Source organism: Franconibacter pulveris (assembly GCF_056780215.1).
Genome location: NZ_CM165555.1, coordinates 959,775 through 985,063, shown reverse-complemented (window position 1 = coordinate 985,063; position 25,289 = coordinate 959,775). Strand labels below are relative to the sequence as shown.

Below are 25,289 nucleotides of genomic sequence, written 5' to 3'. Positions count from 1 at the left end.
GCCTATGAAAAGTTCATCGGCTGTGCCGCCCCGCGTTGATGCGGGGCTGTTCTTCCTGCGCCTCACCGGCAGCCTGCTCCTGCTTTACGTGCACGGTCTGCCGAAGGTGATGCACTTTGGCGAAGAGCTAACCCGCATTGAAGATCCGTTCGGCCTGGGGCCGTGGGCGAGCCTGCTGCCCGCGATTTTCGCGGAGGTCATCTGCCCGCTCTTTATCATTCTCGGCGTCGGCGCGCGGCTCGCCTGTCTGCCTGTCATCGGCGTGCTGCTGGTGGCGATGCTGGTGGTGCACCCCGACTGGAGCATCGCTGAAGGGCAGTTCGGCTGGCTGCTGCTGATTATCTTCACCACGCTGGCGTTAACCGGCCCGGGCCGCTGGCGGCCAGGCTTCACCCAGACACGGGAGCTGCGGTATGGCGCAGGTAAATGATATCCACGCGGCGACGGCGCAAGCCGCCGCACCGCACCCGGCGCCTGCCTCCTCCTGGCAGCCGCTGCGCAACCGCGTCTTTCGCATGCTGTGGATTGCCACGGTGGTCTCCAACATCGGCTCCTGGATGAACGACGTGGGGGTGAACTGGACGATGCTGACGCTCAGCGCCGACCCGCTCTCCGTGGCGCTGGTCCAGGCGGCGAGCAGCCTGCCGATGTTTCTGTTCGCCCTCCCCTCCGGGGTAATGGCGGATATCGTCGACCGGCGCAAGTATTTGCTCTTTTCGCAGCTCTGGGTGTTTATCGCCGCCGCCGGGCTGACGCTGCTGTCGTTTACCGGCTACGTCACGCCGGGCGTGCTGCTGGTGGCCGCCTTCCTGCTCAGCGCCGGGGCCGCCATGAGCTCGCCGCCGTTCCAGGCCATCGTGCCGGACCTGGTGGAGAAAAACGAACTGGCGCCCGCCGTGGCCCTGAACTCGCTTGGCATTAACATCAGCCGCGCCATCGGCCCGGCGCTGGGCGGGTTTATCCTCTCTCTTGCCGGACCGTGGGTGGTGTTCGCGCTGAATGCGCTCTCCGTGCTGGGCGTGGCGTGGGTGCTGTACCGCTGGAAAACGGAGCCGAACATTCAGCGGCTGCCGCCGGAGCACTTCTTCCCCGCCGTGCGCGCCGGGCTGCGTTACGTTCACGCCGCCCCTGTGCTGCGCAACGTGCTGGTGCGCACCGTGGCGTTTTTTCTCTTCGGCAGCGCCAGCTGGGCGATGCTCCCGCTGGTGGCGCGCCGCGAGTTGGGCCTCGGCCCGGGCGGTTACGGCGTTCTGCTGGCGTTTATCGGGCTGGGCGCCATTTGCGGCGCGGTGGTGCTGCCGCGCCTTCGCCGCCATCTCGACCCGGACCGGCTGATGGTGGCGACCAGCCTGCTGTTCGCGGCAAGCACGCTGGCGCTCGCCTTCGTGCGCCATTTCTGGCTGCTGAACGGGTTTATGTTCCTGACCGGCTTCGCCTGGATTGCGGTGCTCTCCACGCTCAACATGGGCGCGCAGCGCAGCGCGGCGAAATGGGTGAAAGCGCGCGCGCTGGCGGTTTATCTCACCGTCTTTTTTGGTTCGATGACGGTAGGCAGCGCCATCTGGGGACAACTGGCTTCGCACTTCAGCATTCCGTTTTCGCTCTGCGTGGCGACGGTGGGCATGGTGCTGGCGAGCGCGACGACGCTGCGCTGGCGGCTCAATGAGAACCCGGACCTGAACCTCGACCTGCGCGACGTGGATAACCACGCCCGCGAGCTGGACGTGTCGCTCGACCGTGGTCCGGTGATGGTTATTTATGAGTATCAAATTGATGAGGACGACGTGTATGACTTCGTGGTCGCCATCCAGGAGATGCGCCGCGTACGCCAGCGCGGCGGCGCGCTGAGCTGGTCTGTGTATGAAGATATTCAGCGCCCCGGCATGTTTATGGAGACGTTCGTGCTCGGCGCGTGGATAGAGCATCTGCGCCAGCAGGAGCGTCATACGGTGAACGACCTGCTGCTCATCGGCAAGGTGCAGGCGTATCACCGGGGCGGGGAACCGCCGGCAGTTCGCTATCTGATAGCGCCCATTACATCAACGTCACTCCCTTAAGCCTTTTACTCACATTGAGGATTTGTTATGAGCACGATTAAGACGCAGGATGGCACTCAGATCTATTACAAAGACTGGGGTTCAGGCAAACCGGTACTCTTCAGCCACGGCTGGCCGCTGGATGCGGATATGTGGGACAGCCAGCTGAATTTCCTGGCCGAGCGAGGCTACCGCGTTATCGCCTTTGACCGCCGCGGCTTTGGCCGCTCCGACCAGCCGTGGGAAGGGTATAACTACGATACGTTCGCCTCTGACATCAACGATCTGATTAACCACCTCGACCTGAACGACGTGACGCTGGTGGGCTTCTCCATGGGCGGCGGCGACGTGACGCGCTACATTGGCCGCTACGGCAGCGCCCGCGTCAACGCGCTGGTGCTGCTGGGCGCGGTGACGCCGATTTTCGGCAAAGCCGCCGACTACCCGCAGGGCGTGGATCAAAGCGTGTTTGCAGGCATTCGCGACGGGCTGCGTAAAGACCGCGCCCAGTTCATCAGCGACTTCTCCACGCCGTTCTACGGCCTTAACGCCGGGCAGACGGTCTCTCAGGGCGTGTTGACCCAGACGCTGAACATTGCGCTGTTGGCCTCGCTCAAGGGCACCCTCGACTGCGTTAGCGCTTTCGGGGAGACCGATTTCCGCCAGGATATCGCGAAGGTCGACGTGCCGACGCTGGTTATCCACGGCAGCAATGACCAGGTCGTGCCGTTTGAAAGCACCGGCAAAGTGGCGGCGGAGATGATCCGCGGCGCGCAGCTTACTGTCTATGACAACGCGCCGCACGGCTTTGCCGTGACGCATCAGGATCGGCTGAACGAAGACCTGCTGGCCTTCCTGCAGTCGCTGTAACAACCCGGGGAAAGCTCCCCGTCGGATCTTCATCATTTTCGCTGTTTTAACAGCGCTGGCTTTCTGTCCCACCCGCGCGCCGTCAGGCGGCACGCGGAGCAAAGCCTGTTGCCGGTTCCCCTACGCAAAGGGCAGCCGGCTTTTTTATGGCTGGCGCTAAGCGAGGCTGAGCCGCATCGCGCAGCGCGTGTCATACGCGAAGCCATGCGCCGCTTCCGCCAGCAGCACCGCTTTCAGGCGCGCATCAAGCTCGCTTTCCTCCAGCACGCGAAACCCGGCCCGCTCATAGAAAGGCTGGTTCCAGGGGACGTTTCTGAAGGTCGTCAGCGTCATCGCCGTCACCCCCTCTTTTTGCGCATCGGCGATGGCCCGGTTTAACAGCGCCCGCCCCACTCCGCGGCCCTGTATGGCGCGCGCCACCGCCAGCCCCTGAATATGGCGTTCGCTTCCCCGCCGCTCTGCGATGAGAAAACCCACGGGGCTGTTTTGCTCATCCACGGCCACAATCGAATAGCCGTCGTTAATCCGCTTTCTGTGCTCGTCCTCAGACCAGCCGCCGTCCCGGGCAACCCAGGCGAGCTCCGGCAGCGTCAGAAACGCCTCATCCGCCGCGCTTTCCACCGCAGGCAGCAGCGGCGCATCCTCCGGCGTCGTTTTTCTTATCAGCAACGATCTCTCCTTGTGTAATGAAGCGCACTGTCAGGCCGCGCGCTGTGTTAAAACTATAAACAGAATGAATGGGCGAACGCTGTCGTCAAGCCATACCGCCCCTCGCACCGCTTTTAACTGTCCCTTGTGAAGCAACTGTCATCATTTTAAGGAGTGATTATGAACCTACACGCGTGGCTGAACGCCCTGCATATTATCGCCGGCATGCTCTGGGTCTTCGGCCTGCTGCTGATGGCTTTCGCTTATACGGTAGCGGCGCGCAATCTGCAAGGCCACGGCGCGCTGCTGGAAGGAGTGCGCCGCTGGAGCAGGCAGGTTACTACGCCGTCGATGATTGTGCTGTGGGTGGCGGGCGTGGCGATGCTGGTGATGTACGGCCAGTTTCCCCACGCGTGGCTGGTGCTGAAGATTGTCGTGGTGGTGGCGCTCTCGGCGCTGCACGGCCTGCTTACCGGGGCGCTGCGCCGTCTTAACAGCGGCGAGCGTTCGCGCTTTACCTGGCTTAGCCAGACGCCTGCGCTGCTTATCGCTGCGGTCATCGTCATTATCGTGCTGGCGATCGTCCGGCCGTTTTAAACACCCGCGTCGTGAAAAGGCGTCCGCAACCGGTCGGACGCCCGCGGCTTAAAGAAAGTGAATATGCTTTTTGCCGTGGTAGGGCGAAACTTCAATGCGGGTCTCGACATGAAACACCTCCCGCAGCATCGCTTCGGTCAGCACCTCGTCGGGCGTGCCGCTCGCGACGACCTCCCCTTTCAACATAACGATAAGCGCGTCGCAGAACATGGCGGCATGGTTGAGATCGTGCAGCGCCACGATGCTGGTGACCGGCAGCGCGCTTATCAGCCGCATCAGTTGCATCTGGTGGTGAATATCAAGATGGTTGGTCGGCTCGTCCAGCAGGATCTCTGAAGGCGACTGCGCGAGCGCCCGGGCGATATGCACCCGCTGGCGCTCGCCGCCCGACAGGCTCTGCCAGCCCTGCTCGCTGCGATCGCGCATCTCTACCCGCTCAAGCGCGGCGCTGATAATCGCCTCGTCCTCCTGCGTCCAGGAAGAGAGCGGCGAGTGGTGCGGTATGCGTCCAAGCTTTACCACGTCGCGCACGCGAATATTCGCCTCCGTCATGGTGTGCTGTTCAACAAAGGCGACCCGCCGCGCCACGCTTTTCTTCGCCATGCCGGCGATATCGCGCTCATCAAGCAGCACCCTTCCTGCGCAGGGGCGGCGCAGCCCGGCGAGGATGCGCAACAGCGACGATTTTCCCGAACCGTTCGGCCCCAGCAAGCCCAGCGTCTGCCCGTTTTTCACCTCAAGCGAGACGTTGTTGACGATACGTTTTTTCCCGGCGCGCCAGGAGATATTTTCTGCGCGAATACTCATGCTGCGGTCCTTGAGCGGTATAAAATCACGGCGAAAAACGGCACGCCGACCAGCGCGGTAACCACCCCGACGGGCAGGCTCTGCGGCGCGATAGCGGTGCGTGAAACAATATCCGCCAGCACCATGAAAATGGCGCCCATCATGGCGCACGCCACCAGCAGCGTGCGGTGCAGCGGGCCGAAGAAGTAGCGCATCACGTGCGGCACCACCAGCCCGACAAAGCCTATCGACCCCGCCATGCTAACGATGGTCGCGGTCATCAGCGCGGTCACGGCGAAGAGCATCAGGCGCACATAGCCCACCGGTATGCCGAGCGACGCCGCGGCGTCATCGCCAAAAATAAACGCATCGAGCGCTTTGGCGTAGTAAAGGCAGACCGCAAGCCCCAGCAGGACCACGACCAGCACCAGCTGAAACTCCGGCCAGCGCACGCCGCTGAAGCTGCCCAGCAGCCAGAACATTACGTCGCGCGCCTGCTGCGCGCTGGCGGAGGTGCTGATGGTGTAAGCGGTAATGGCGTTGAAAAGCTGCGACGCGGCAACGCCAGCCAGAATGGTTCGCTCATTGCCGCCCCGCGCGCCGTTGGTCAGCACGGCCACAAACAGGAAGGCGAGAAACGCGCCGGTGAAAGCGCCCGCCGAGAGCGACACCGCGCCGGATCCCACGCCCAGCACCACCACTGACACCGCGCCGGTGGACGCGCCTGCGGAAACCCCCAGCACATACGGCTCCGCCAGCGCGTTTTTCAGCAGGCTTTGCAGCACCGCGCCGCAGATGGCGAGCCCGGCGCCGCTGCAGGCCGCCACCAGCGCGCGGCTTAAGCGGAAATCCCAGATAACGGTTTCATGTATGCGGTTCAGCGGGATAGCGGTAAGCCCCAGCCGGTTAGTGATGGCCAGGAGGGTGCTCTTAAGCGGAATGGAAAGCTCGCCCACCCCGACGCCAAAGGCGATAACCAGCCCGAGCAGCGCCGCCGAGGCGAGAAACAACCCCAGCCGCTGCGCCGTTTTCCGCGCCTGATGCGAAACCGCCGTCATCGTCATTATTTCAGCCCCAGTTTCTCAAGCTGCCCGCCCACCTGCTCCGCGCCGTACAGGGTGCGGATGGTGGGGTTCATCGCCTGGCCGTCCATCACCACGATGCGCCCTTTTTTCACCGCCTCAAGCTGGCTGACCGCCGGGTCGCTCTTCAGGAACGTAATTTTCTCCTGCGCGTTATCAAGCGCCCAGCGGTTACGGTCGAGGTTCGAGACCACAATCACATCCGGATTGGCGGCGATAATGCTCTCCCAGCTTACCGTCGGCCATTCGCTGTCTGACTGTATGGCGTTCTTGCCGCCAAGCAGGCTCGCGATAAAGCCCGAGGCGCTGTTTTTACCACCCACGTAGGCGCCTGAGGAGGGCGAAGCGCTGGAGAACCAGAACAGGTAAGTGGTCTCTTTGCCGGCGTGGCCGAATTTCTCGCGAAGCTTACTTTCACGGGCTTTGAAATCGGCTATCAGCGCCTTGCCCCGCGCTTCGACGTTGAAAATGGTCGCCAGCTCTTCTATCTCCTGGTAGAGCAAGGCCATATTCCACAGCTTGCTGCGGCTGCCGTAGATATCGCCGGTGTTCTTTTTCGTGACGCAGACGCCGGGCGAGAGGTAGCTGTTTATTCCCACCGCCGCGAAATCTTCGCGCTTCGCCACTTTGCTGTCCGGCCCCAGCAGCAGCGGGAGCTGCGCGGCGACAAAATCGGGCGACTGCGCGAGAATGGATTCAAGCGTCGGGATCTCCACCGTCAGCACCTTAACCTTTTCGTTCTGCTTCGCAAGCGCTGGCAGCACTTTCGTCGGCCAGAAGGCGCTGGCGACCATTTTGTCCTCAAGCCCCAGCAGCAGCATTATCTCGGCGGTGTTCTGCCCGAGGGCGACCATGCGCGCCGGGGGCTGTGTAAAGGTGACTTTCTCGCCGCAGTTCTCAAGCGTCAGCGGATAGACTGTCGCAAGCGCAGCGCCGCTGCCCGCCATCAGAAGCCCTGCCGCCAGCAACAGCGTTTTTACCCTTCTCATCATTAACCTTTCTTTTTTATCTATCTCTTACGCCTGCGCCCGTGCCGGAGCAAGCCTTGACCGCCTGGCCTTCGCGCTCGTAGCGGCGCTTTTTTGCAGCCAGGGCCGCTCACTGCGAGGATGTAAATGAAACTCATTCGTAGCGAATGAGCGGTTATACCGGGGCCTCCGGGCCCTGTCAATCAAGGCGCCGCGCCGCTTAAGGGCGACTAAATAGTTTCATTTCCAATTATTTTCAGCATAACGATTGCGCTAACCCAATGCGGCGCAACGCGCCGATTCCTGTTACGCTTTTGCGCCGCTAATGGACAACGCAGATGGATGGAGCATGCCTGCCTTTTTTTATCGCCCCCCTTCACGCCTCTGGCCGCCCTTGTTGTTAGGCAGTCAGCTGGTTTTTAACATCGGCTTTTACGCCGTGGTGCCTTTTCTGGCGATTTTTCTGCGCGACGATCTGCGCCTTTCCGGCTGGGCCATCGGGCTGGTGATTGGCTTACGCACCTTCTCCCAACAGGGGATGTTTTTACTGGGCGGCGCGCTGGCGGACCGCTTCGGCGCGCGCGGCGTTATCCTCTGCGGCTGCCTGGTGCGCATTTCTGGCTACCTGCTGCTGGCGTTCGGCGCCACGCTCTGGCCGATAGTGCTGGGCGCCTGCTTAACCGGCATCGGCGGCGCGCTCTTCTCCCCGTCGATTGAAGCGCTGCTGGCGAAAGCGGGCACGCAAAGCGAAGCGGTGGGCAAGCGCAGCCGCGCCGAATGGTTCGCCCTGTTCGCGGTCTGCGGCGAGCTTGGCGCGGTGCTTGGCCCGGTGCTCGGTTCGCTGCTGGCGGGGTTCGGCTTCCAGCGGGTGGCGCTGGCGGGAGCGGGCGTATTCGTGATGGCGCTGCTGGCGCTTTTCTTCACCCTGCCGCGTACGCCGCGCAAGCAGGCGGCGCTGCACATCGCCCCCTGGTGGCAGACCTTCCGCAACCGCCGTTTCGTGGCGTTTATCGTCGCTTACAGCGCTTATCTTTTCAGCTACAACCAGCTCTACCTGGCGCTGCCGGTGGAACTGCGCCGCTCCGGCAGCAGCGAGACCGACCTCGGGCCGCTTTTCGTGCTCGCCTCGCTGCTGATTATCGCGCTGCAACTGCCGCTGGCGCGCCTCGCCCGACGCTACGGCGCGGCGCGCATCCTGCCGCTGGGCTTTGTGCTGCTGGCCGCCGCCTTTGCAAGCGTGGCGCTGTTCGCCGCCGCCACGCCGCCCGCAGGCTGGCAGCGGTTGCTGCCCGCCATCTGCATGGTGACGCTGCTGACGCTCGGGCAGATGCTGATTGTGCCGGTGGGCATGGACTTAATTCCCCGCTTCGCAAGCGACCAGAACCTTGGCGCGCATTACGGCGCGCTGGCTTCCATGGGCGGCCTTGCCGTGCTGGTGGGCAACTTTGCGCTGGGCGGCCAGCTTGACCATGCGTTGACCCCTTCGCCGCAGGCGGCGCTGCCCTGGCTGTGGCTTGCCGCCGTGCCGCTGTGCAGCGCGCTGGCGATGGTGTTTATCTGTCGTCCGTTTACGCAAGCCGCCCGCGCAGGAAGTCGATAAACGCGCGTACCTTTTCCGACACGTGCCCGGTGTCCGGGTAGACCGCGTAAACGCCCTGCGCCGGAAAGCGGTAGTCCGGTAGCAGATGGCACAGATCGCCGGCTTCCAGCGACGGTCGCGCCAGCCAGTCGGGCAGCAACGCCACGCCGCCGCCTTCCCGGGCGAACGCCAGCAATGCCGAGGCGCTGTCTGCCGACAGCACAGCGGGCCGGGTGATGGCAAAATCCAGCGTCTGCCGCTGCGGGCCGGTGAGCTGCCAGCGCAGAGGCGAAGGCAGACGGCTATGGATTATCCATTCTGCTTGTGCCAGCGCTTCGGGCGAGGCAATGGGGTTCTCTTTCAGCCACTGCTGCGAGGCGACGGGCAACACCTCAAAACGGGTGAGCAGCGCCGCGCGGTAGGTAGAGTCCGCCAGCGTGCCAAGCCGTATCGCCACATCAAAGCGTTCGGCGATCAGATCGGCATGCTGCGACGACGAGACGTGGCGGATGCACAGCGCCGGATGCGCCCGCCGAAACGCCGCCAGCGCCGGAATGACCACCTGCGCGCCATACTCGCTGGTACTGGTGATGCGCAACTCGCCGTGCAGCCCGCCGTGATGACGCTGCGCCTCTTCCCGCATCGCCTGCGCCTCCTGCAACAACGCGGCGGCGCGCCGGTAAAAGGTTTCTCCCGCCTCCGTCAGCGCCAGCCGCCGCGTGGTGCGCAGCAAAAGCGACACGCCTAACTCTTTTTCCAGTTGCCGGACGTTAAAACTCACGACCGCTTTGGTCATCCCAAGCGCGGCCGCCGCTGCCGTAAAGCTGCCCGCCTCCGCCACTGCCACAAAGGCCGCCACCCGCTGCAAATTCAGCATACCTGCCCTGCCGATTGTCAAAATAAGGTTGACAGTGTATCAGCCCGTCCCCCGTTTATCCGCCCTGTACCGCCGCTTACAGTAGGCATCTACCGGAGGAGGCGTTATGTCTTATCGCAGCAAAGTGGCCGTGGTTTACCTGCTCGGCTTTTTCATCGACCTGATTAATATGTTTATCGCGAATGTCGCTTACCCGGCGATAGCGCATAGTCTGCGGGCTTCCGTCGCCGGACTTGCCTGGGTCAGCAACGGCTACATTATGGGCCTGACGCTGGCCATTCCCCTGAGCGCCTGGCTTACGCAGCGGGCCGGGGCGCGGCAGGTTTTTCTGCTCTCGCTGGCGCTGTTTACCCTTGCCACCGCCGCCGCCAGCTTCGCGGGTTCCCTCAGCGCTCTGGTGTTCTGGCGCGTGGTGCAGGGCGCGGGCGGCGGGTTGCTTATCCCGGTAGGCCAGGCGCTGGCCTGGCGGCTTTATGCGCCGCATGAGCGGGCGAAAATCGCCTCGGCGGTCATGCTGGTGGGCCTGCTGGCGCCGGCGCTTTCGCCCGCTGCGGGTGGCCTGTTGATTACGGCGCTCGGCTGGCGCGGGGTCTTTTTCGCCAGCCTGCCGCTGGCGCTGGCCACGCTTGCGCTGGCGTATTGCTGGCTGCGCCGCGAAGCGCCTGCCGACCGGTCGGCCCCGCCAGACGCCGCCGGGTTAGCCCTGGGGTGCGGCGCGCTGTTTCTACTGCTGTTCGGCCTTACGCGCCTTAGCGGCTCGCACGCAACGGGGCTTGCGGCGCTGCTGCTGTTGGCAGGCGGAACCCTGCTTGCGCTGTTTGCGCGCCGCTGTCGTAAACGCCCCGCCCCTGTGCTCAACCTGAACCTGCTGGCCGACCCGCTGCTGCGCTTTTCTATGGCGGTGTACCAGGGCGTGCCGGGCGTGTTTATCGGTATCAGCCTGGTCGCCATGCTCTGGCTGCAAAACCAGCTCGGCCTGACGCCCAGCGCCGCGGGCATGCTGATGATGCCCTGGTCGCTCGGCTCGTTTCTGGCGATTTGCCTGACCGGCAAAACCTTCAACGCCCTGGGGCCGAGGCCGCTGATTATGGCGGGCTGCCTGTTGCAGGCGGCGGGGATCGCGTTGCTCACGCAGATTGAGAGCGGCGAGCAGCACGCCGCGCTGGCTGGCGCCTTCGCACTGATGGGCGTGGGCGGCAGTTTGTGCAGCAGCGCGGCCCAGAGCAGCGCCTTTCTTAACACGCCGAATGCCGCCCTGCCGGACGCCGCCGCGCTGTGGAACATTAACCGCCAGCTCAGCTTTTGCTTCGGCGTGGCGCTTTTTACGCTGCTGCTTGACCAGCTCTGCGCGCACTTCGCGCTGGCGCAGGCTTACTGCTGGACATTCTGGTGCGCCGCGCTGGCGACGCTGCTGCCGCTGCCGCTCTGCTTTCGTCTTGATAACCGCGCGGTTAAGCTGCGCCTTGTACCGAAACAGGAGACCTCATGAACCCTTATTTCACCGAAGTGCTGCAAGCCCATGTCGCGATTGAAGCCTGGCTAGGCAAAGGCGATGGCGACGTGAACGACCTTATCGCCCGCTTTATCCCGGACTATTCCATGATTACGCTTTCCGGCGCGGTGCTGAACCACGACCAGCTGAGCCAGTTTTTCCTGGCGCAGCGCGCCGCAAAGCCAGGCCTGCGCATTGAAGTGGATGAGATGCGCCTGCTCGCCGAGTGGCCGCAAGGTGCTGTGGTGAGCTACCGCGAACGCCAGAGCCTGCCGGGACAGCCCGCGACCACCCGCAGCTCTACCGTCATTTTCACCTTAAAAGAGAGCCAGCCGCTGTGGCGCCACCTGCACGAGACGGCAGAAAGCTAACCTCCCCGGCAGCAAAAGCGGTTTACGCCCATACTCAAACGCTGTGCAGTTTTGCTTTCAGCGAAGGAGGAAGCGATGAATAACATCAGCGGCAAAGTGGTGGTGATTACCGGCGCCAGCAGCGGCATTGGCGAGGCGACGGCGCGGCTGTTGAGCGCGCAAGGGGCAAGCGTGGTGCTGGGTGCGCGCCGTCTGGAGAAGCTTGAAGCCCTGAAGCAGGCGATTACGCAGGCGGGCGGGAAAGCGGAAGTGGCGCAGACGGATGTTGCAAAGCGCGAAGAGGTGCAGGCGCTGGTGCAAAAGGCGCTCGACGCGTTTGGCCGGGTGGATGTGCTTATCAACAACGCCGGAATTATGCCGAACTCGCGCCTCGACCAGCTGCGGGTGGAAGACTGGGAGCGCACCATCGACATCAACCTGAAGGGCACGCTTTACGGCATCGCGGCGGTCCTGCCAGCAATGAAGGCGCAAAAAAGCGGGCACGTTATTACGATTTCCTCGCTTTCCGGCCACCGGGTGCGCCCGACCAGCGCGGTCTATTCCGCCACTAAGTTTGGCGTGCGGGCAATTGCAGAAGGACTGCGCATGGAGATGACGCCGTGGAATATCCGCAGCACGATTATCTCCCCCGGCCCCGTAGATACGGACCTGCCCGGCAGCGTCACGGATGAAGCGGTGGCCGAGCAGGTGCGCAAGGTGCACGAGATGGCCATTTCCGCCGACACGCTCGCCGAAACCATCGCCTTCGCCATCAGCCAGCCGGAGTCGGTAGATATTAACGAGATCCTGCTGCGCCCGACGGCGATGGAGTGAACGTGACAAAAAGCCGGGCTTACCCGGCTTTTTGCGTCACGCGGTTGGCGCTTTTATGCCGCGACGGGCGTCAGCGCCGCCGCCATCGGTTGCTGCGGTTTTTCATTGCCGTTAGTTGGCAGCTGGAAAGTGGAAACGGAGGTGTTCAGCTGCGTCGCCTGGTCTTGTAAAGACTGCCCGGCGGCGGCGGATTCCTCAACCAGCGCCGAGTTGTGCTGCGTCATGGCGTCAATCTGGTTCACCGCCTGGCTCACCTGCTGGATGCCCTCGCCCTGCTCTCTGGAGGCGAGCGCGATTTCGCTGACGATATCAGCGACCCGCTTAATCGCCCCTTTCACGTCACCGATGGTCTCGCTTACTTGCGTCGCCTGCGCGGAGCCGTTTTCGATTAATGAAACCGAGGTGGCGATAAGATCCTTAATCTCTTTCGCCGCCGTGGCGGAGCGCTGCGCCAGCGTGCGCACTTCCCCGGCCACCACGGCAAAGCCGCGCCCCTGCTCACCCGCGCGCGCCGCTTCCACCGCGGCGTTCAGGGCGAGGATGTTGGTCTGGAAAGCGATGCCTTCAATAATATTGGTTATCTCGGAAATTTTGGTTGAACCGCCGCGAATGTCGTTGATCGTGCTGACCATTTGCTGCACGGCAGCGTTGCTGCCGCCAGCAATGTTGTCAGCGTCTTTCGCGAGAATATTGGCCTGGTGCGCGCTTTCCACATTCTGGCGAACCGTCTCCGTCAGTTGGGTCATGGTAGAGGCGGTTTGCTCAATGGCGGCGGCCTGCTCTTCGGTGCGCGAAGCGAGGTCGGCATTGCCCATCACAATTTCGCCAGAGGCGCTGGAAACGGCGCTGGCCGACGCTTTTATGCCGCTCACAATGCCTGCAAGCTGCGACTGCATTTCATTCAGGCTGAACAGCAGGCTGCTGCTGTCGTGCGGCTTTAGCGCCACCGAAGAGGTGAGATCGCCGCTGGCCACTTTTTTGGCGATCAGCGCCGCGTAATCCGGCTCGCCGCCAAGCTTGCGGTACAGGTTGCGGGCCAGGGTCCAGCCCAGCAGGCCGATCACCAGCATCAGCACGCCGCCAATCGCGAGCAACGCTTTCGCGCTCTGCCAGAAGGCCGTGTCGATATCGTCAATGTAATCGCCGGTTCCCACAATCCAGTCCCAGGGTTTAAACCAGACAACGCCGTAGAGCTTTTGTACTTTCTCCGTTGCGCCTGGTTTGGTGCCCCATGCGGTCAGCGTGGCGGTTTCCCGCCCTTCCAGCGCCGCGCGATAGCGTACGCCCGCCTCTTTGCCGCCTTTGGCGTCCACGGTGCCGATACGCTTCGCATCCGGGTGGACGTAGTTGACGTCGTTGGCATACCCCCTTGCCCAGAAGTAAAGCTGGTCGTGCCGCAGGCTGCCGAGAATGCGGCGGGCTTCCGCCTGCGCCTGTTCGCGGGTGAGCTTGCCCGCCTGTTCTTGTTCATAGAGTTTGTCGAGCGAGGACTTCGCCAGCGTCACCAGCGTGGTGACCTGCCCGGTGCGCTCCTGCAGCATGGTGTGTTTGAGGGTGGAAAGGGAGACGGCGGCGAGCGTCGTGACGCCAATCAGCGCCACCAGACAGAGCCAGAGAATGTGGGTACGGAGCTTCATTTTTAGCCTTATGTAAAATTTTATTATTCATATAGTTATCGTCTTGTTAATTAATTGCTTTAACTGGTACAACCACTTAAGCAAGCACGTGCTGAACGGTGCTGATAAGCTGAAATCAACCGGCCGTTACAGGAGGAAGCGATGCGCATTGCGCACATTACCGATATTCACGCCACGCCCGATAACGGCAATCTGGGGCGTCTGCGCCGGGTTATACGCTGGCTGGAGTCGCTCGCGCCCGATCTGCTGGTGGTGACGGGCGACCTGGTGGATGACGGCTGGTATGAGGGATACGCGATCGTCGAAGCCGAGCTGTTGCGCGCGCAGTGCCGCCTTCTGGTGCTGCCGGGCAACTCAGACAGTCGGGAGGCCATGCGCCATGTGTGGCAGGAAACGATGCGCTGGCCGCTCTGCGGCGCGCTGCACTTTAGCGATGTGATTAACGGCGTTCCCGTGATCGGCATCGATACCACCCTGCCCGGTGAAACCCGGGGTGATATCGCCCCGCATCTGACGTGGCTGACGGAAATACTGGCGGGCTTTACGCAGCCCGCGCTTATCTTCACGCACCATCACCTTTTTCGCTGCGGCATCGCGCCGATTGACGAGGTGATGTGCGGCGGCGACACGGCGTTCTGGCAGGTGATAGCGGGCAACCCCGTTGCGCCGCTCGCGGTATGCAGCGGCCACGTGCATCGCTGCATGTCGACGACGATAAGCGGCGTGCCTGCCTATATTTGCGGTTCAATCTGCCCTGCGAATCCGTTATGGCTGGACGAAAGCCGGATACCGCCGGTAACCGACCCGGCGGGGCTAATGATTTATAACTTGCGAGGCGGTGATGTTGTGGCAAGCCAGGTGAGCGTTTAAGAAGGCCAGACGCTTATCCGGTTTTTCACCTTCAGTAAGTATTACAAACGGTTTGCCAGCCCACCTGGTTGCAGTAAGTCGTTTTAGGCAGCGAATTTTGCAGGTTTTGCATGGACTGATTCAGCAGTTGTTGCTGTTGCAAGGCGAGTTGCTGCTGCTGATAAGCCTGTTGCGCCTGCTGCTGACGCTGAGCAATGGCAATGGCATAGCTTTCACAGTCACTTTTTGTTGGCGGCCTGGCTGTCAGTTTTGTCTGTACGCCCGCGTAGACGGCCTGATAGACCACCGGATCGTAGGTCCACTGATTCATATCACTGGCAGTAATATTTTTTGCGGCTGCCGCCGTCTGAATATCCATAAAGCCCTGCTCAACACACTTGTTCGCGGCAACATCATAAAGTGCAAATTGCTGGTAGTTTTGATAGGGGATAACGGGCTTCGACGTCGCGCAGCCAACAAGCATAGTTATAGCTGTGGCCACAAGAATAACGCGTTTCAATGTGCAGTCCTTATCAGCAAGCTTAAGAAGATTCTTATCTACCGGCAGCATCCCTTATTCAAATCCGTAAGTAAATCGCCGCTCCGTTATTGTCCTTCTCTCCCTACTTAAAAAGGTAGGCCCATGCATTCGCTTTTCCGCGTGTAAAAAACAGCGCGATTTCTGCTTACGCAACGGTCTGAAATAGCTAAGCGCAGGTCACCACTACGCCTTGATGAAAAATGAAGTGAGGAAAGGCAGAGGCGGACACGTTAATTATTCATGCCGGCATTGCGTAACAGGGCGATGGATTTTTTGACCGCTTCTGAGCGGATAAGCGGGTGATAAACCATGCATAGCTCGCTCTCTTCAAGGCGGTCCAGCACATCAAGGTAGACCACATTTTCAAGGCGCATCGCGTCGACGGAAGCGGGCACCAGCGCCACGCCTAACCCCGCCGCCACCAGGCTTATCAGCGTTGAGACGTCGCTGGCGTACTGCGCCACCTGCGGCGCGAAACCCGCCTGTTTGCAGGCGTCCTGAAAATATTGCTCAAGGCCGACGCCGCTCGGATCGCGCAGGGAAATCCAGGGTTCATTTTTCAGTGAAGCAAGGTTAAGCGAAGCGGCGTTCGCCAGCGGATGCTGATCGTAAAGCGCCAGCCGCATCTTTTCACGAAACAGCGGCCTGACCGCCAGCGCATCCGGCAGCGTCGCCAGCGGCGCGCGAAGGATAGCCACATCAATGCGGTAACTGAGTACGGCGTCGTAGAGCGTCTGCACATCGCCGGTGGTCAGCGAAACCTGAATGTCCGGCCAGCGGGTGCGGAGCTGGCGCAGCATGGCGGGCAGCCGGTCGTTAAACATCGCGCTGGAAACATATCCAAGGTTCAGCACGCCCTGCTCGCCTCTCGCCGTGCGCCGCGCCTCCAGCACCGCCTGGTCGGCCATGTGCAGCGCCATACGCGTTTTTTGCAGGAAGACCTCGCCCGCCGCGGTGAGCGTCAGCCTGCGGTTAGCGCGGGAAAACAGCGTCACGCCCAGCCTCTCCTCCAGGCTTTTTATCTGCTGGCTCAGCGCAGGCTGGGCCATGTTCAGCCGCTCTGCGGCCCGGTGCATGTGCAACTCTTCTGCCACAACCACAAAATTGCGCAACTGGCGTAACTGCATCTTCTTTACCCGCTCCTTTTTGATAACAAAAACCTTATCAATATCGACTTGCTGATGCAATTGATGCGCAGTTCTGCCGGGAGGATACTGGATACAGTGATTCAGTGAGGTAAATATGAGTAATAAAATCTGCGACTTACGCAGCGCTATTGCACTGCTGCAACAGCATGAAGACCAGTACCTTGAGACGAACCATCCTGTCGACCCCAACGCGGAGCTGGCTGGCGTTTATCGTCATATCGGCGCTGGCGGCACGGTGAAACGCCCTACCCGTATCGGCCCGGCGATGATGTTTAACAACGTAAAAGGCTACCCGGGCTCGCGCATTCTGGTGGGGATGCACGCAAGCCGCGAGCGCGCCGCGCTGCTGCTGGGGTGCGAGGCCTCCGCGCTGGCGCTGCATGTCGGCCAGGCGGTTAAAAACCCGATTGCGCCAGTGGTGGTGCCTGCTTCTCAGGCCCCTTGCCAGGAGGTGGTTTACCGCGCCGACGACCCGAACTTTGACCTGCGCAAACTGCTCCCGGCGCCGACCAACACGCCGATAGACGCGGGTCCTTTTTTCTGCCTCGGCCTGGTATTAGCCAGCGACCCGGAAGACGCGTCGTTAACCGATGTGACTATTCACCGCCTTTGCGTGCAGGCGCGCGACGAACTGTCGATGTTCCTCGCCTCGGGCCGCCACATCGAAGTGTTCCGCAAAAAAGCCGAAGCGGCGGGCAAACCGCTGCCGGTGACCGTCAACATGGGGCTAGACCCGGCGATTTATATCGGCGCCTGCTTTGAAGCGCCCACCACGCCGTTTGGCTATAACGAGCTGGGCGTGGCTGGCGCGCTGAGATCGCAGCCGGTGCAGCTGGCGCAGGGCGTTTGCGTGGCGCAAAAAGCGATTGCTCGCGCGGAGATTGTGATTGAAGGCGAGCTGCTGCCGGGCGTACGCGTAAGGGAAGATCAGCACACCAACACGGGCCACGCGATGCCAGAGTTCCCGGGCTACTGCGGCGAGGCCAACCCGTCGCTGCCGGTCATCAAGGTAAAAGCGGTCACGATGCGCCGGCAGGCTATCCTGCAAACGCTGGTCGGCCCCGGCGAAGAGCACACTACGCTTGCGGGCCTGCCGACCGAGGCGAGTATCTGGAACGCGGTGGAGGCGGCGATTCCGGGGTTCCTGCAAAACGTCTATGCCCATACCGCGGGCGGCGGGAAGTTTCTTGGCGTGTTGCAGGTAAAAAAACGCCAGCCTTCGGATGAGGGCCGCCAGGGGCAGGCCGCGCTGATAGCGCTCGCCACCTATCCGGAGCTGAAAAACATCATTCTGGTGGATGAGGATGTCGATATTTTCGACAGCGACGACATTCTCTGGGCCATGACCACCCGCATGCAGGGCGATGTGAGCATAACGACAATCCCTGGCGTTCGCGGCCACCAGCTCGACCCTTCGCAGATGCCGGACTACAGCCCTTCCATTCGCGGCCAGGGCATTACCTGCAAGACTATCTTTGATTGCACCGTGCCCTGGGCGCTGAAGTCGCGCTTTGAGCGCGCGCCGTTTGCGGATGTCGACCCCCGCCCGTTCGCGCCGGACTATTTGGCAAAACGGGCGAAAACGCAGTAACCCCACGGGCACGCCGCCGCTCCCGCTTTATTCATCCGCTGAATTATGATCTGATGGGCGCATGACTTAATGCTGAAAAAGGATAAGTAGATGTTCGCTAAACACTATTCGGTTGATGAAAAGCATATCGATTTTCAGGGCGTGGTAGACGGCCTTTATTACCCGTTCTACATGGAGTGGGCGCGCCACGCCTACATGCGGGAAGGGCTGGGCATCGATATTGAAAAAGAGTTCACGTCAGGCCGCCTGTACATGGTGCTGGAGTATACGCTGCGCTTTCGCAAGAGCCTGCAAAAGGGCGACGAGATGGAAGTGACCTGCCAGCTTGTGAAAAACGAGAAGCGCAACCGGGTGAACTTCGAGCAGCAGATTCTGGTGGACGGCAAGGTCTACGCGGAAGCGACGTTTGTCGCCACCTGCCTTGAGAACGGCCGCCCCTGCGTACCGGCCGCCATTGCGGACTATCTGGCCGACTAAAACCGCGCCTTTTCTGACCCGGCGGGGTCCCTCACCCCGCCGTTTCGCCACGCTTACTTTTTAATATCCACCTGATAAAAAATGTGCTTGCCGAACGGGTCGATCTCATAGCCCGTCACCTCCTTGCGCACCGGCTCGAAGATGGTCGAGTGGGCTATCATCACCGCCGGCATTTGCTCGTGCATCATCTGCTGGGCCTGCACGTAGAGCGCCGCGCGCTGCGGCTGGTCGGTGATGGCTTTGGCCTCGCCGATGAGCTTATCGAACGGGGCGTAGCACCACTTCGCCGAGTTCGAGCCGCCGTTGGCGGACTGGCAGGTAAAGAGCGGGCCGAAGAAGTTATCCGGGTCGCCCGTCGCGGTGGTCCAGCCCATCAGCGCCGCCTGGTGTTCGCCGCCCTTCACGCGCTTGAGATATTCGCCCCACTCGTAGCTGACGATTTTCGCCTTCACGCCGATTTTCGCCCAGTCGGCCTGGATGATTTCCGACATGCGGCGGGCGTTCGGGTTATAGGGGCGCTGCACCGGCATCGCCCAGAGATCGATGGTGAAGCCGTCCGGCAACCCCGCCTCTTTCAGCAGCGCCTTCGCCTTCTCTGGCGAGTACGCATAATCTTGTAAGCTCTCATCGGCGCTCCAGACGCCCGGCGGCAGCAGGTTTTTCGCCGCGGTGCCGGTGCCCTGGAAAACCGCATCGATAATGGCCGGCTTGTTGATGGCCATCGCCAGCGCCTGGCGCACTTTCACGTTATCCAGCGGCGGCTTCTGGGTGTTGAGCGCCAGGAAGCCGGTGTTCAGCCCCGATTTGCTCATCAGGTTGATATCCGGGTTCGCCTTCATGCGCGGCAGGTCCGCCGGGTTGGGGAAGGCCATCACCTGGCATTCGTTTTTCTCAAGTTTGGCATAGCGCACCGAGGCGTCGGGCGTGATGCTGAAGACCAGCCGGTCGAGCTTCGCCTTGCCCTGCCAGTAGTCATCAAACGCGGTAAAGAGAATGCGCGAGTCTTTCTGATACTGGGTGAGCGTAAACGGCCCGGTGCCGATCGGGTCCATATCCACCCGCTCCGGCGTGCCCGCTTTCAGCATCGCATCGGCGTATTCCGCCGACAAGATAGAGGCAAAATACCAGGCGAGATCGGGCACGAACGGCGCTTCCGGGTGGGCCAGGGTAAAGCGCACGGTGTGGTCGTCTACTTTATCTATCGCGGTGATGAGCTTGCCGAACTCCAGGCTTTCAAAGTTGGAGTAGTTGCCGTTAGAGACGTTGTGATACGGGTGCTTTGGGTCTTTCTGGCGCATAAACGAGAAGATAACGTCGTCGGCGTTAAAATCCCGCGTCGGCTTAAAGTATTTATTGCTCTGAAACTTCACGCCCTTGCGCAAATGGAAGGTGTAAACCTTGCCATCTTCGCTCACCTCCCAGCTTTCGGCGAGGCTTGGCACCAGCTCCGTGGTGCCGGTTTTAAAATCCACCAGCCGGTTGTAGACCGGCACAGCGCTGGCGTCCACGCTGGTGCCGGAGGTGTAGAGTTGCGGGTTGAAGTTTTCCGGTGAACCTTCAGAGCAATAAACCAGAGTTTTAGCGCCAGCCGCCGAGCTGGCTGTCAGAATGGCGAGCGTCAGAGCATGAATCGTGTGCTTGCTAATCATCGTAATTCCTTTATGTTTTTTTACTACGTGCCAAAGGATTCTGATTCTTCGTCACTCATCAATAACATTAAAAACACAACGCAAACACCTGATAACACCAATAGAGAAGGATCCACCATGCCATCTGCGCTCGGTAGTCAATTAACCCAACGCTTCTTTCGCTACCTGGCTATCACCAGCCAGAGTAATGCATCCGCCACTACCCTCCCCACCACGCCAGGCCAGCATGAGATGGCGCGCGCACTGGCGGAAGAGCTGAGAATGCTGGGCCTGGAGCAGATAGAGATAGACGAACACGCCACCGTCACCGCCGTGAAAAAAGGCAACGTGGCGGGCGCGCCGCGCATCGGGTTTATCACCCATATCGACACCGTGGACGTTGGCCTCTCGCCGGAGATTCATCCGCAGATCCTCACCTTTACCGGTGAAGATCTCTGTCTGAACGAGAAAGAAGGGATTTGGCTGCGGGTAAACGAGCGCCCGGAGATCAAGGCTTACCCGAACGAAGAGATTATTTTCAGCGACGGCACCAGCGTGCTGGGCGCCGATAACAAAGCCGCGGTGACGGTGGTGATGACGCTGCTGGAGAACCTGACACCAGAGATGCGGCACGGCGATATCGTGGTGGCGTTTGTGCCGGATGAAGAAGTCGGCCTGCGCGGCGCGAAGGCGCTGGACCTTAAGCGCTTCGACGTGGACTTCGCCTATACCATCGACTGCTGCGAGCTGGGCGAAGTGGTGTATGAGAACTTCAACGCCGCGCAGGCGGAAATTCGCTTTACCGGCGTGACGGCGCACCCGATGGCCTCTAAAGGCGTGCTGGTGAACCCGCTGCTGATGGCGACGGACTTCATCAACCATTTCGACCGCCAGCAGACGCCGGAGCACACCGCCGGGCGCGAGGGTTATATCTGGTTTAACGGTATGCAGGCGAGCCAGAACAGCGCGCTGCTGAACGCCAGCATTCGCGATTTCGACCTCGCCTCCTTTGAGCGCCGCAAGCAGCAGCTCAACGACGTGGCGCAGAAGATTGCCGCCGAACACCCGACCGCGAAGGTGGAAGTGAGCATCAGCGACGTGTACAGCAATATCAGCAACGCGATTGGCGAAGACCGCCGGCCGATTGAGTTGATTTATGAGGCGCTGGATGAGCTGGGCATTACGCCGAAAACCATTCCGATGCGCGGCGGCACCGACGGCGCGGCGCTTTCCGCCAAAGGGTTATTAACGCCGAACTTCTTTACCGGCGCGCACAACTTCCACTCGCGCTTTGAGTTCCTGCCGATTACCTCATTTGAGGCGTCTTATCACGTGGCGCTGAAGCTCTGTTTGCTGGCGGCGAAATAACGTTAAGGGGCCGGGAGACCGGCCTTTTTTATTTCTGGTAGCTGGCTACCTCCGCTTCGCCAGGGTATTTATGTCGCAGGTTATCAACGCGACGCTGTTTCGCTGAAAGTAAAAAAAGGACAGGGTTAAATGAAAGGTTATAACGGCCTGATTATGGCGGGGCTAATTGGTTTGTCTTTACCTGCGTACGCAGACATTACCTATTTCTCATGCGAAACCGGGAAAGGCACGGTCGCGTTGAAAGAAGCGAACGGCGTGCTTCACTACACGATGACCAAAAACGGCAAAGAGGCGTTCAGTTTTGCCTCGAAGGGACAAGATTTTGCCGGCTTTACGTATAATCACTACGCCCGCTACCAGACGGATTACCTGAATGTCTCCTTCAGCAATGACGGATACCGGTATCTGGTGTTCAGCAATGAAGAAGGTAATCAAGAGCGCCGCGGCGTGACGGTCATTAACCTGAAAAACAGCAAAGATTATACTTACGAGTGCACGTCTGCGGCCGTGGATCGCCTGAATGAGTTATCAGAGAAGCTGACGTGCGACATCGACTCGGCTCAGGGGTGCGAGTAGCCCTGCCCTGCTGGCGCGTTTCGGAACGCTCAGCGTTTTACCCGGCGTGCTTCTTACGCTGCCTGCCGTTTTTCATAAAGGCTGTTATCGGGCGTTTGAAGCGTATCCACCAGAAGCGGGGAAGTATCCGCAAGGCAGCGACGGCAAACCTTCCACCATCATGCCGGAAACCCGACAGCTTTCCCGCGCCATCGTCTTCGGCGTACTGCTGATTGGCGCCAGACCCTGTGGAGCGCGTTTGGGGGTTGGGTTTAAGCAGACCGGATATGGCTGAGAGATAAAAAGGCCGGAAATCCCCGGCCCTGCTCTTTTTCCTTCACCGGCTTTTTGCGCCGCCCGGCGCCATCGGCCTTATGGCTTAAGCATAAAGACCACGGTGCCGCGATACCAGGGTGAGGCGTTTAGCTGCGCCTCGGCCTGCGGTTCGCGGCTGCCGTTTTGCACCAGCCCAAGCTTAAACGGGATGCGCAGCCGGGCGAGCGCGGGCAGGTACGCCTGATAATTCGCCACCGTATGCCGCCCCTGATAGCTTTGCACCACCAGCTCATCCACCGGCAGCGCATTCAGCGTGGCCACCTCGCCCGTTTTGGCCCAGTCGAGCAGCCCGGTGACGCCCAGCGCGAATTCCGGCGGCAACTGCTGGCGTAGCTCGCGCAGAAAACGGGCGTAGTCTGCAAGCTGATGCGTCGCCGCATCAAAATCGACCTGCAATCCCACCACGTGATTCCCCGCCGCCTGCCAGCGTTGCATCAGCCGGACAAGCCGCGCCGGGATCGCCTGCGGCGCCTCCAGCGTGGTGAAGCGCACGGTTAGCCAGATGGACGGAAACGTCAGGCGGCTGACCGGCAGCCCGAGGCGCTGAAACACGACCTTGCCTGAGCGCGTCAGCACCTCGCCCTGATGAAGATAGACCGTCTGCGCGTTTCGCAGCTCGTCACTCGCCTTCACGCCGGACCACAGCCAGAAGGCAGCGTGGCGGCTTGCCGACACCGTCTCCGCCGCCTGCGCCTGGCCTGCCAGCAGCGCGGTTACCAGTAGTATTTGAGCTTTTGCGCCCACGGGCTCCCCGGATACTGCGTTTTTAACTGTGTGAACCACCCTTTGCGCTTCAGCTTATCGACCTCTTGCCCGCCGCAGTCGTTCGCCCCGGAGGGGGCATAGCACATGATGGCGCGATAGAGCGCATAGCTTTTATCTTCAGGTTCTGCTTTGGGTGAAGCGATGATGCGCTGGTAATAGCGCTGGCGATCGGACTGGCCGAACGGCTCCTTGCGGGAGATTGCCGCTTCGAGGACGCCGTTGCCCGCACTCTCTTTCCACAAATCAACCTGCGCGCGCGTGGTGCGAAAAAACTCGCCAAGGCAGTTCAGCGCGTGCGGGTCCGCCGCGTTCTTGCTAAGCACGGTGACGGTTTCATGCAGGCTCTGGCAGACATAACCCGGCTCGGTGGTGTCACCGTTCCAGTCGAAAATGCTCAGGTTGACGTCGTCGAAGGCTTCGCCAGTGACCGGCGGCGTAATGGCGCTGGCGAGTTTTTTGTCATTCAGCCAGTCACCGAAGCGGTTTTCGGTTAAATCGCGCACCAGCAGCGTGTGCAGGGCGATGGTGCGCTCCTCGCTGTTCGGCCCTTTTGTCGCCTGCTGGCGCAACAGCTCAGGCGAAGCCTGGGTTTTCAGCACGCGGGAGCGATAGCGCAAACTGGTGACGGCGCTGCCTGGCGCGAACACCGCCGCCGTGTCGCCCATGTAAACCAGCGTGGCGGCGAGCTTAGCCTGCACATACTGCTGCTGCTCGTTATCCTGGCTGAGCTTCAGCAGCCGCAGCCAGAAATCACGCGCGGCGGGCCACTGCTGTTGCGCCATCAACGCCTCGCCGTAGATAACCTGCTCGCTGAAGGCGAGGATATCGTGCGCGGGGAGCGTCTGCGCGGGCGCGACCTCCTGCAGCACAGCGGCGTAGTTGCCCGTCGCCATCCACAGGTTGAGTTGCAGGTTGCGCCACAGCGGCAGCTTGCCGCCCTTTTCAAACGCCGGTTTGCTGGTATTCAGCGCGTCCTGCGTCAGTACCGGTTTATTGTCGCTGTTGAGGCGAAGCGCGCGCAGCAGTTCGATAAAGCTCACCAGCGACGCTTCGGGAAACGCTTCTGTTACAGGTTGCTCGTAGAACTGCATGCCAAAGACATTATCGTATTCGGTTACCAGACCGCGCAGCGCCTGCGGGCTGGCGGCGTGCTGGAACGCCTGCTCGTAGCGTTCCGCCAGTTGCGGCCAGGCCTGCAGATACCAGTTAATGCGGCGCAGCATGCCACGTGCGGAGTCGGCATAGCGCCCCTGCGGCCAGCGTTGCAGATAAGCCTGCGCCGCGTTTTGCGCCTGGACGACATCGTCATGGCTGACGCGCGTCACGTCAAAATCGCCATACTCGCCCGTGCTTTGCTGGCTGCTTTTGTTAAGCGCCGTGCGCATCAGCATGTACTGCGCGGTTTCAGCTAACCATGGGCTATCGCTTGTAACCAGCGCGCTGAACCCCTGCGCAGCGCCTGCGTAATCCCCCTCATAGAACCGGGCGGCGGCGTCCAGATACGCTTTATATAACGCAGGCGCACCGGCCGGGAGCGCGGCTAACGAAGCGCTAACCTGCTCGCTGGTTGCGCCGGATAAAAGCGCCACCCGCGCCTGCGCCAGCGCGTGGCGCTGCTCAGGCGTTAATGCGCCGTCTGCCAGCAGCGCTGCAAAAAACTGGCTTACGCTTTCTGTGTTATTCGAGACAAAGCGGTTTTCCTGCTCGCCGTTGTCGGCGCGCATTGCCTCTGGGTCGATTTGCAGCGCGGCCAGTTGTTCAGCGAGAGCTTTATCTTCGACTGGCGCAGCGTCGGCAGAGGTAGATTGCGGGCTAACGTCATCCCACTGCGGATGATAAGCGAAGTAGAAATCGCGGGAGCGCGTGATATCCGCAGGCATCGGCTGCACGGGCAGCGCGAACGACTTTGCCTCGCTCAGCAAGCGTAGCAGGTTGTCGCGGGAATCATTATCCGGTGCCAGAACAGGAGCGCCTTTCAGCAGACAGGTGTCGTCGCTCCAGGTGCAATCTTCCATATCGGAAGAGGCGAAGGCATGCGGGGTGTGAGCTAACAGCAGACTTACGGTGACTGCAAGGGGGATCTTCCTGACCATAGCGTCAGTCCTTGTGGTTGTTTTTTATGGGGAAGATTTATATAGGGGAATGGTTTTGGCGGCAATGGGTTTTGGGGAGTCTGTTATGAACGAGGCGCGGGCAAGCGTGTTGTCCGTTGCCTGGCTGCAATGTAAACGCTTTTTATATTTAATATTGCAGTGGTGAATAAACTAAAAATGAC

At 61.0% G+C, this 25,289-nt stretch carries 25 protein-coding genes; 14 read left to right on the top strand and 11 right to left on the bottom strand.

Annotated features, from left to right (window positions below):
* The first annotated feature begins 4 nt into the window (after positions 1–4).
* From ACU4F7_RS04715 to ACU4F7_RS04705, 3 genes are read left to right on the top strand one after another with little or no spacing between them, the layout of a single operon-like run.
* On the top strand, positions 5–430 hold the full coding sequence (locus ACU4F7_RS04715; RefSeq protein ID WP_481638135.1) for a DoxX family protein: 426 nt from the start codon (positions 5–7) through the stop codon (positions 428–430).
* Entirely contained in the window at positions 414–2,057 is a 1,644-nt protein-coding gene (locus ACU4F7_RS04710) for an MFS transporter (protein WP_481638134.1), read from the top strand. Before ACU4F7_RS04715 ends, ACU4F7_RS04710 begins: the two co-directional genes overlap by 17 nt.
* Positions 2,058–2,084: 27 nt before the next feature.
* The gene (locus ACU4F7_RS04705; RefSeq protein ID WP_481638133.1) at positions 2,085–2,906 is read left to right on the top strand and encodes an alpha/beta fold hydrolase; all 822 of its coding nucleotides are present in this window, start codon (positions 2,085–2,087) and stop codon (positions 2,904–2,906) included.
* Positions 2,907–3,062: 156 nt separating this feature from the next.
* Here ACU4F7_RS04705 and ACU4F7_RS04700 read toward each other — a convergent pair whose 3' ends face one another.
* On the bottom strand, positions 3,063–3,575 hold the full coding sequence (locus tag ACU4F7_RS04700; protein ID WP_029590878.1) for a GNAT family N-acetyltransferase: 513 nt from the start codon (positions 3,573–3,575) through the stop codon (positions 3,063–3,065).
* A gap of 159 nt (positions 3,576–3,734) precedes the next feature.
* On the opposite strand from ACU4F7_RS04700, the gene ACU4F7_RS04695 reads away from it, so the two are divergent.
* The gene (locus ACU4F7_RS04695) at positions 3,735–4,151 is read left to right on the top strand and encodes a CopD family protein (RefSeq protein ID WP_029590877.1); all 417 of its coding nucleotides are present in this window, start codon (positions 3,735–3,737) and stop codon (positions 4,149–4,151) included.
* A 48-nt stretch (positions 4,152–4,199) separates the two neighbouring features.
* Here ACU4F7_RS04695 and eitC read toward each other — a convergent pair whose 3' ends face one another.
* The 3 genes from eitC to eitA are packed head-to-tail and all read right to left on the bottom strand — an operon-like array spanning position 4,200 to position 7,008.
* The gene (eitC, locus tag ACU4F7_RS04690) at positions 4,200–4,958 is read right to left on the bottom strand and encodes a siderophore ABC transporter ATP-binding protein EitC (protein ID WP_029590876.1); all 759 of its coding nucleotides are present in this window, start codon (positions 4,956–4,958) and stop codon (positions 4,200–4,202) included.
* Positions 4,955–5,995, bottom strand: coding sequence for a FecCD family ABC transporter permease (locus tag ACU4F7_RS04685; RefSeq protein ID WP_029590875.1), 1,041 nt, complete (start codon positions 5,993–5,995; stop codon positions 4,955–4,957). The genes eitC and ACU4F7_RS04685 overlap by 4 nt, the downstream gene beginning before the upstream one ends.
* Positions 5,996–6,000: 5 nt before the next feature.
* A complete protein-coding gene (eitA, locus tag ACU4F7_RS04680; protein WP_481638694.1) occupies positions 6,001–7,008 on the bottom strand; it encodes a siderophore ABC transporter substrate-binding protein EitA in 1,008 nt (335 codons plus the stop codon).
* 328 nt (positions 7,009–7,336) lie between these two features.
* Between eitA and ACU4F7_RS04675 the strand changes: the two genes are divergently transcribed.
* The gene (locus ACU4F7_RS04675; RefSeq protein ID WP_481638132.1) at positions 7,337–8,587 is read left to right on the top strand and encodes an MDR family MFS transporter; all 1,251 of its coding nucleotides are present in this window, start codon (positions 7,337–7,339) and stop codon (positions 8,585–8,587) included.
* Here ACU4F7_RS04675 and ACU4F7_RS04670 read toward each other — a convergent pair.
* Complete coding sequence (locus ACU4F7_RS04670; RefSeq protein WP_481638131.1) at positions 8,556–9,443, bottom strand: LysR family transcriptional regulator; 888 nt, start codon at positions 9,441–9,443, stop codon at positions 8,556–8,558. The genes ACU4F7_RS04675 and ACU4F7_RS04670 overlap by 32 nt on opposite strands.
* 106 nt (positions 9,444–9,549) lie before the next feature.
* On the opposite strand from ACU4F7_RS04670, the gene ACU4F7_RS04665 reads away from it, so the two are divergent.
* The 3 genes from ACU4F7_RS04665 (at position 9,550) to ACU4F7_RS04655 (ending at position 12,119) form a co-directional block, all read left to right on the top strand.
* Positions 9,550–10,932 (top strand): MFS transporter, encoded by a 1,383-nt coding sequence (locus ACU4F7_RS04665; RefSeq protein ID WP_481638130.1) that lies wholly within the window; start codon positions 9,550–9,552, stop codon positions 10,930–10,932.
* Complete coding sequence (locus tag ACU4F7_RS04660) at positions 10,929–11,306, top strand: DUF4440 domain-containing protein (protein WP_481638129.1); 378 nt, start codon at positions 10,929–10,931, stop codon at positions 11,304–11,306. The genes ACU4F7_RS04665 and ACU4F7_RS04660 overlap by 4 nt, the downstream gene beginning before the upstream one ends.
* A gap of 75 nt (positions 11,307–11,381) precedes the next feature.
* Positions 11,382–12,119, top strand: a complete 738-nt coding sequence (locus ACU4F7_RS04655; RefSeq protein ID WP_029590870.1) for an SDR family oxidoreductase — start codon at positions 11,382–11,384, stop codon at positions 12,117–12,119.
* A gap of 53 nt (positions 12,120–12,172) precedes the next feature.
* Here the strand turns inward: ACU4F7_RS04655 and ACU4F7_RS04650 are convergent, their stop codons facing one another.
* On the bottom strand, positions 12,173–13,756 hold the full coding sequence (locus ACU4F7_RS04650) for a methyl-accepting chemotaxis protein (RefSeq protein ID WP_481638128.1): 1,584 nt from the start codon (positions 13,754–13,756) through the stop codon (positions 12,173–12,175).
* Positions 13,757–13,897: 141 nt separating this feature from the next.
* Between ACU4F7_RS04650 and ACU4F7_RS04645 the strand changes: the two genes are divergently transcribed.
* A complete protein-coding gene (locus ACU4F7_RS04645; protein ID WP_481638127.1) occupies positions 13,898–14,626 on the top strand; it encodes a metallophosphoesterase in 729 nt (242 codons plus the stop codon).
* Between the two features lie 31 nt (positions 14,627–14,657).
* On the opposite strand, the gene ACU4F7_RS04640 is transcribed toward ACU4F7_RS04645, so the two are convergent.
* Both ACU4F7_RS04640 and ACU4F7_RS04635 read right to left on the bottom strand, forming a co-directional pair.
* Positions 14,658–15,176, bottom strand: coding sequence for a hypothetical protein (locus ACU4F7_RS04640; RefSeq protein ID WP_481638126.1), 519 nt, complete (start codon positions 15,174–15,176; stop codon positions 14,658–14,660).
* Positions 15,177–15,376: 200 nt separating this feature from the next.
* Complete coding sequence (locus tag ACU4F7_RS04635; protein WP_029590866.1) at positions 15,377–16,273, bottom strand: LysR substrate-binding domain-containing protein; 897 nt, start codon at positions 16,271–16,273, stop codon at positions 15,377–15,379.
* A gap of 115 nt (positions 16,274–16,388) precedes the next feature.
* On the opposite strand from ACU4F7_RS04635, the gene ACU4F7_RS04630 reads away from it, so the two are divergent.
* Together ACU4F7_RS04630 and ACU4F7_RS04625 are read left to right on the top strand one after the other, a co-directional pair.
* Entirely contained in the window at positions 16,389–17,885 is a 1,497-nt protein-coding gene (locus ACU4F7_RS04630; protein WP_481638125.1) for a UbiD family decarboxylase, read from the top strand.
* 90 nt (positions 17,886–17,975) lie between these two features.
* Positions 17,976–18,362, top strand: a complete 387-nt coding sequence (locus ACU4F7_RS04625; protein WP_029590864.1) for an acyl-CoA thioesterase — start codon at positions 17,976–17,978, stop codon at positions 18,360–18,362.
* A gap of 53 nt (positions 18,363–18,415) precedes the next feature.
* On the opposite strand, the gene ACU4F7_RS04620 is transcribed toward ACU4F7_RS04625, so the two are convergent.
* On the bottom strand, positions 18,416–20,011 hold the full coding sequence (locus tag ACU4F7_RS04620; protein WP_481638124.1) for an ABC transporter substrate-binding protein: 1,596 nt from the start codon (positions 20,009–20,011) through the stop codon (positions 18,416–18,418).
* Between the two features lie 117 nt (positions 20,012–20,128).
* Between ACU4F7_RS04620 and pepT the strand changes: the two genes are divergently transcribed.
* The 3 genes from pepT to ACU4F7_RS04605 all read left to right on the top strand — a co-directional run bounded on the left by pepT (position 20,129) and on the right by ACU4F7_RS04605 (position 22,208).
* On the top strand, positions 20,129–21,358 hold the full coding sequence (pepT, locus tag ACU4F7_RS04615; RefSeq protein ID WP_029590862.1) for a peptidase T: 1,230 nt from the start codon (positions 20,129–20,131) through the stop codon (positions 21,356–21,358).
* 129 nt (positions 21,359–21,487) lie between these two features.
* Complete coding sequence (locus ACU4F7_RS04610; protein ID WP_029590861.1) at positions 21,488–21,934, top strand: hypothetical protein; 447 nt, start codon at positions 21,488–21,490, stop codon at positions 21,932–21,934.
* Between the two features lie 46 nt (positions 21,935–21,980).
* A complete protein-coding gene (locus ACU4F7_RS04605; protein ID WP_029590860.1) occupies positions 21,981–22,208 on the top strand; it encodes a hypothetical protein in 228 nt (75 codons plus the stop codon).
* A 77-nt stretch (positions 22,209–22,285) separates the two neighbouring features.
* On the opposite strand, the gene ACU4F7_RS04600 is transcribed toward ACU4F7_RS04605, so the two are convergent.
* Both ACU4F7_RS04600 and ACU4F7_RS04595 read right to left on the bottom strand, forming a co-directional pair.
* Complete coding sequence (locus tag ACU4F7_RS04600; protein WP_481638123.1) at positions 22,286–22,993, bottom strand: DUF3142 domain-containing protein; 708 nt, start codon at positions 22,991–22,993, stop codon at positions 22,286–22,288.
* Positions 22,963–25,107: a PA5441 family protein gene (locus tag ACU4F7_RS04595; protein ID WP_481638122.1), complete on the bottom strand. Its 2,145-nt coding sequence runs from the start codon at positions 25,105–25,107 to the stop codon at positions 22,963–22,965. The genes ACU4F7_RS04600 and ACU4F7_RS04595 overlap by 31 nt, the downstream gene beginning before the upstream one ends.
* Between the last annotated feature and the right edge of the window lie 182 nt (positions 25,108–25,289).

Excerpts from the sequence above, each read along its gene's own strand:
- ACU4F7_RS04715 (WP_481638135.1), top strand. The coding sequence starts at position 5 with ATGAAAAGTTCATCGGCTGTGCCGCCCCGCGTTGATGCGGGGCTGTTC.
- ACU4F7_RS04710 (WP_481638134.1), top strand. The coding sequence starts at position 414 with ATGGCGCAGGTAAATGATATCCACGCGGCGACGGCGCAAGCCGCCGCA.
- ACU4F7_RS04705 (WP_481638133.1), top strand. The coding sequence starts at position 2,085 with ATGAGCACGATTAAGACGCAGGATGGCACTCAGATCTATTACAAAGAC.
- ACU4F7_RS04695 (WP_029590877.1), top strand. The coding sequence starts at position 3,735 with ATGAACCTACACGCGTGGCTGAACGCCCTGCATATTATCGCCGGCATG.
- eitC (WP_029590876.1), bottom strand. The coding sequence starts at position 4,958 with ATGAGTATTCGCGCAGAAAATATCTCCTGGCGCGCCGGGAAAAAACGT.
- ACU4F7_RS04685 (WP_029590875.1), bottom strand. The coding sequence starts at position 5,995 with ATGACGGCGGTTTCGCATCAGGCGCGGAAAACGGCGCAGCGGCTGGGG.
- eitA (WP_481638694.1), bottom strand. The coding sequence starts at position 7,008 with ATGAGAAGGGTAAAAACGCTGTTGCTGGCGGCAGGGCTTCTGATGGCG.
- ACU4F7_RS04675 (WP_481638132.1), top strand. The coding sequence starts at position 7,337 with ATGCCTGCCTTTTTTTATCGCCCCCCTTCACGCCTCTGGCCGCCCTTG.
- ACU4F7_RS04670 (WP_481638131.1), bottom strand. The coding sequence starts at position 9,443 with ATGCTGAATTTGCAGCGGGTGGCGGCCTTTGTGGCAGTGGCGGAGGCG.
- ACU4F7_RS04665 (WP_481638130.1), top strand. The coding sequence starts at position 9,550 with ATGTCTTATCGCAGCAAAGTGGCCGTGGTTTACCTGCTCGGCTTTTTC.
- ACU4F7_RS04660 (WP_481638129.1), top strand. The coding sequence starts at position 10,929 with ATGAACCCTTATTTCACCGAAGTGCTGCAAGCCCATGTCGCGATTGAA.
- ACU4F7_RS04655 (WP_029590870.1), top strand. The coding sequence starts at position 11,382 with ATGAATAACATCAGCGGCAAAGTGGTGGTGATTACCGGCGCCAGCAGC.
- ACU4F7_RS04650 (WP_481638128.1), bottom strand. The coding sequence starts at position 13,756 with ATGAAGCTCCGTACCCACATTCTCTGGCTCTGTCTGGTGGCGCTGATT.
- ACU4F7_RS04645 (WP_481638127.1), top strand. The coding sequence starts at position 13,898 with ATGCGCATTGCGCACATTACCGATATTCACGCCACGCCCGATAACGGC.
- ACU4F7_RS04640 (WP_481638126.1), bottom strand. The coding sequence starts at position 15,176 with ATGCTGCCGGTAGATAAGAATCTTCTTAAGCTTGCTGATAAGGACTGC.
- ACU4F7_RS04635 (WP_029590866.1), bottom strand. The coding sequence starts at position 16,273 with ATGCAGTTACGCCAGTTGCGCAATTTTGTGGTTGTGGCAGAAGAGTTG.
- ACU4F7_RS04630 (WP_481638125.1), top strand. The coding sequence starts at position 16,389 with ATGAGTAATAAAATCTGCGACTTACGCAGCGCTATTGCACTGCTGCAA.
- ACU4F7_RS04625 (WP_029590864.1), top strand. The coding sequence starts at position 17,976 with ATGTTCGCTAAACACTATTCGGTTGATGAAAAGCATATCGATTTTCAG.
- ACU4F7_RS04620 (WP_481638124.1), bottom strand. The coding sequence starts at position 20,011 with ATGATTAGCAAGCACACGATTCATGCTCTGACGCTCGCCATTCTGACA.
- pepT (WP_029590862.1), top strand. The coding sequence starts at position 20,129 with ATGCCATCTGCGCTCGGTAGTCAATTAACCCAACGCTTCTTTCGCTAC.
- ACU4F7_RS04610 (WP_029590861.1), top strand. The coding sequence starts at position 21,488 with ATGAAAGGTTATAACGGCCTGATTATGGCGGGGCTAATTGGTTTGTCT.
- ACU4F7_RS04595 (WP_481638122.1), bottom strand. The coding sequence starts at position 25,107 with ATGGTCAGGAAGATCCCCCTTGCAGTCACCGTAAGTCTGCTGTTAGCT.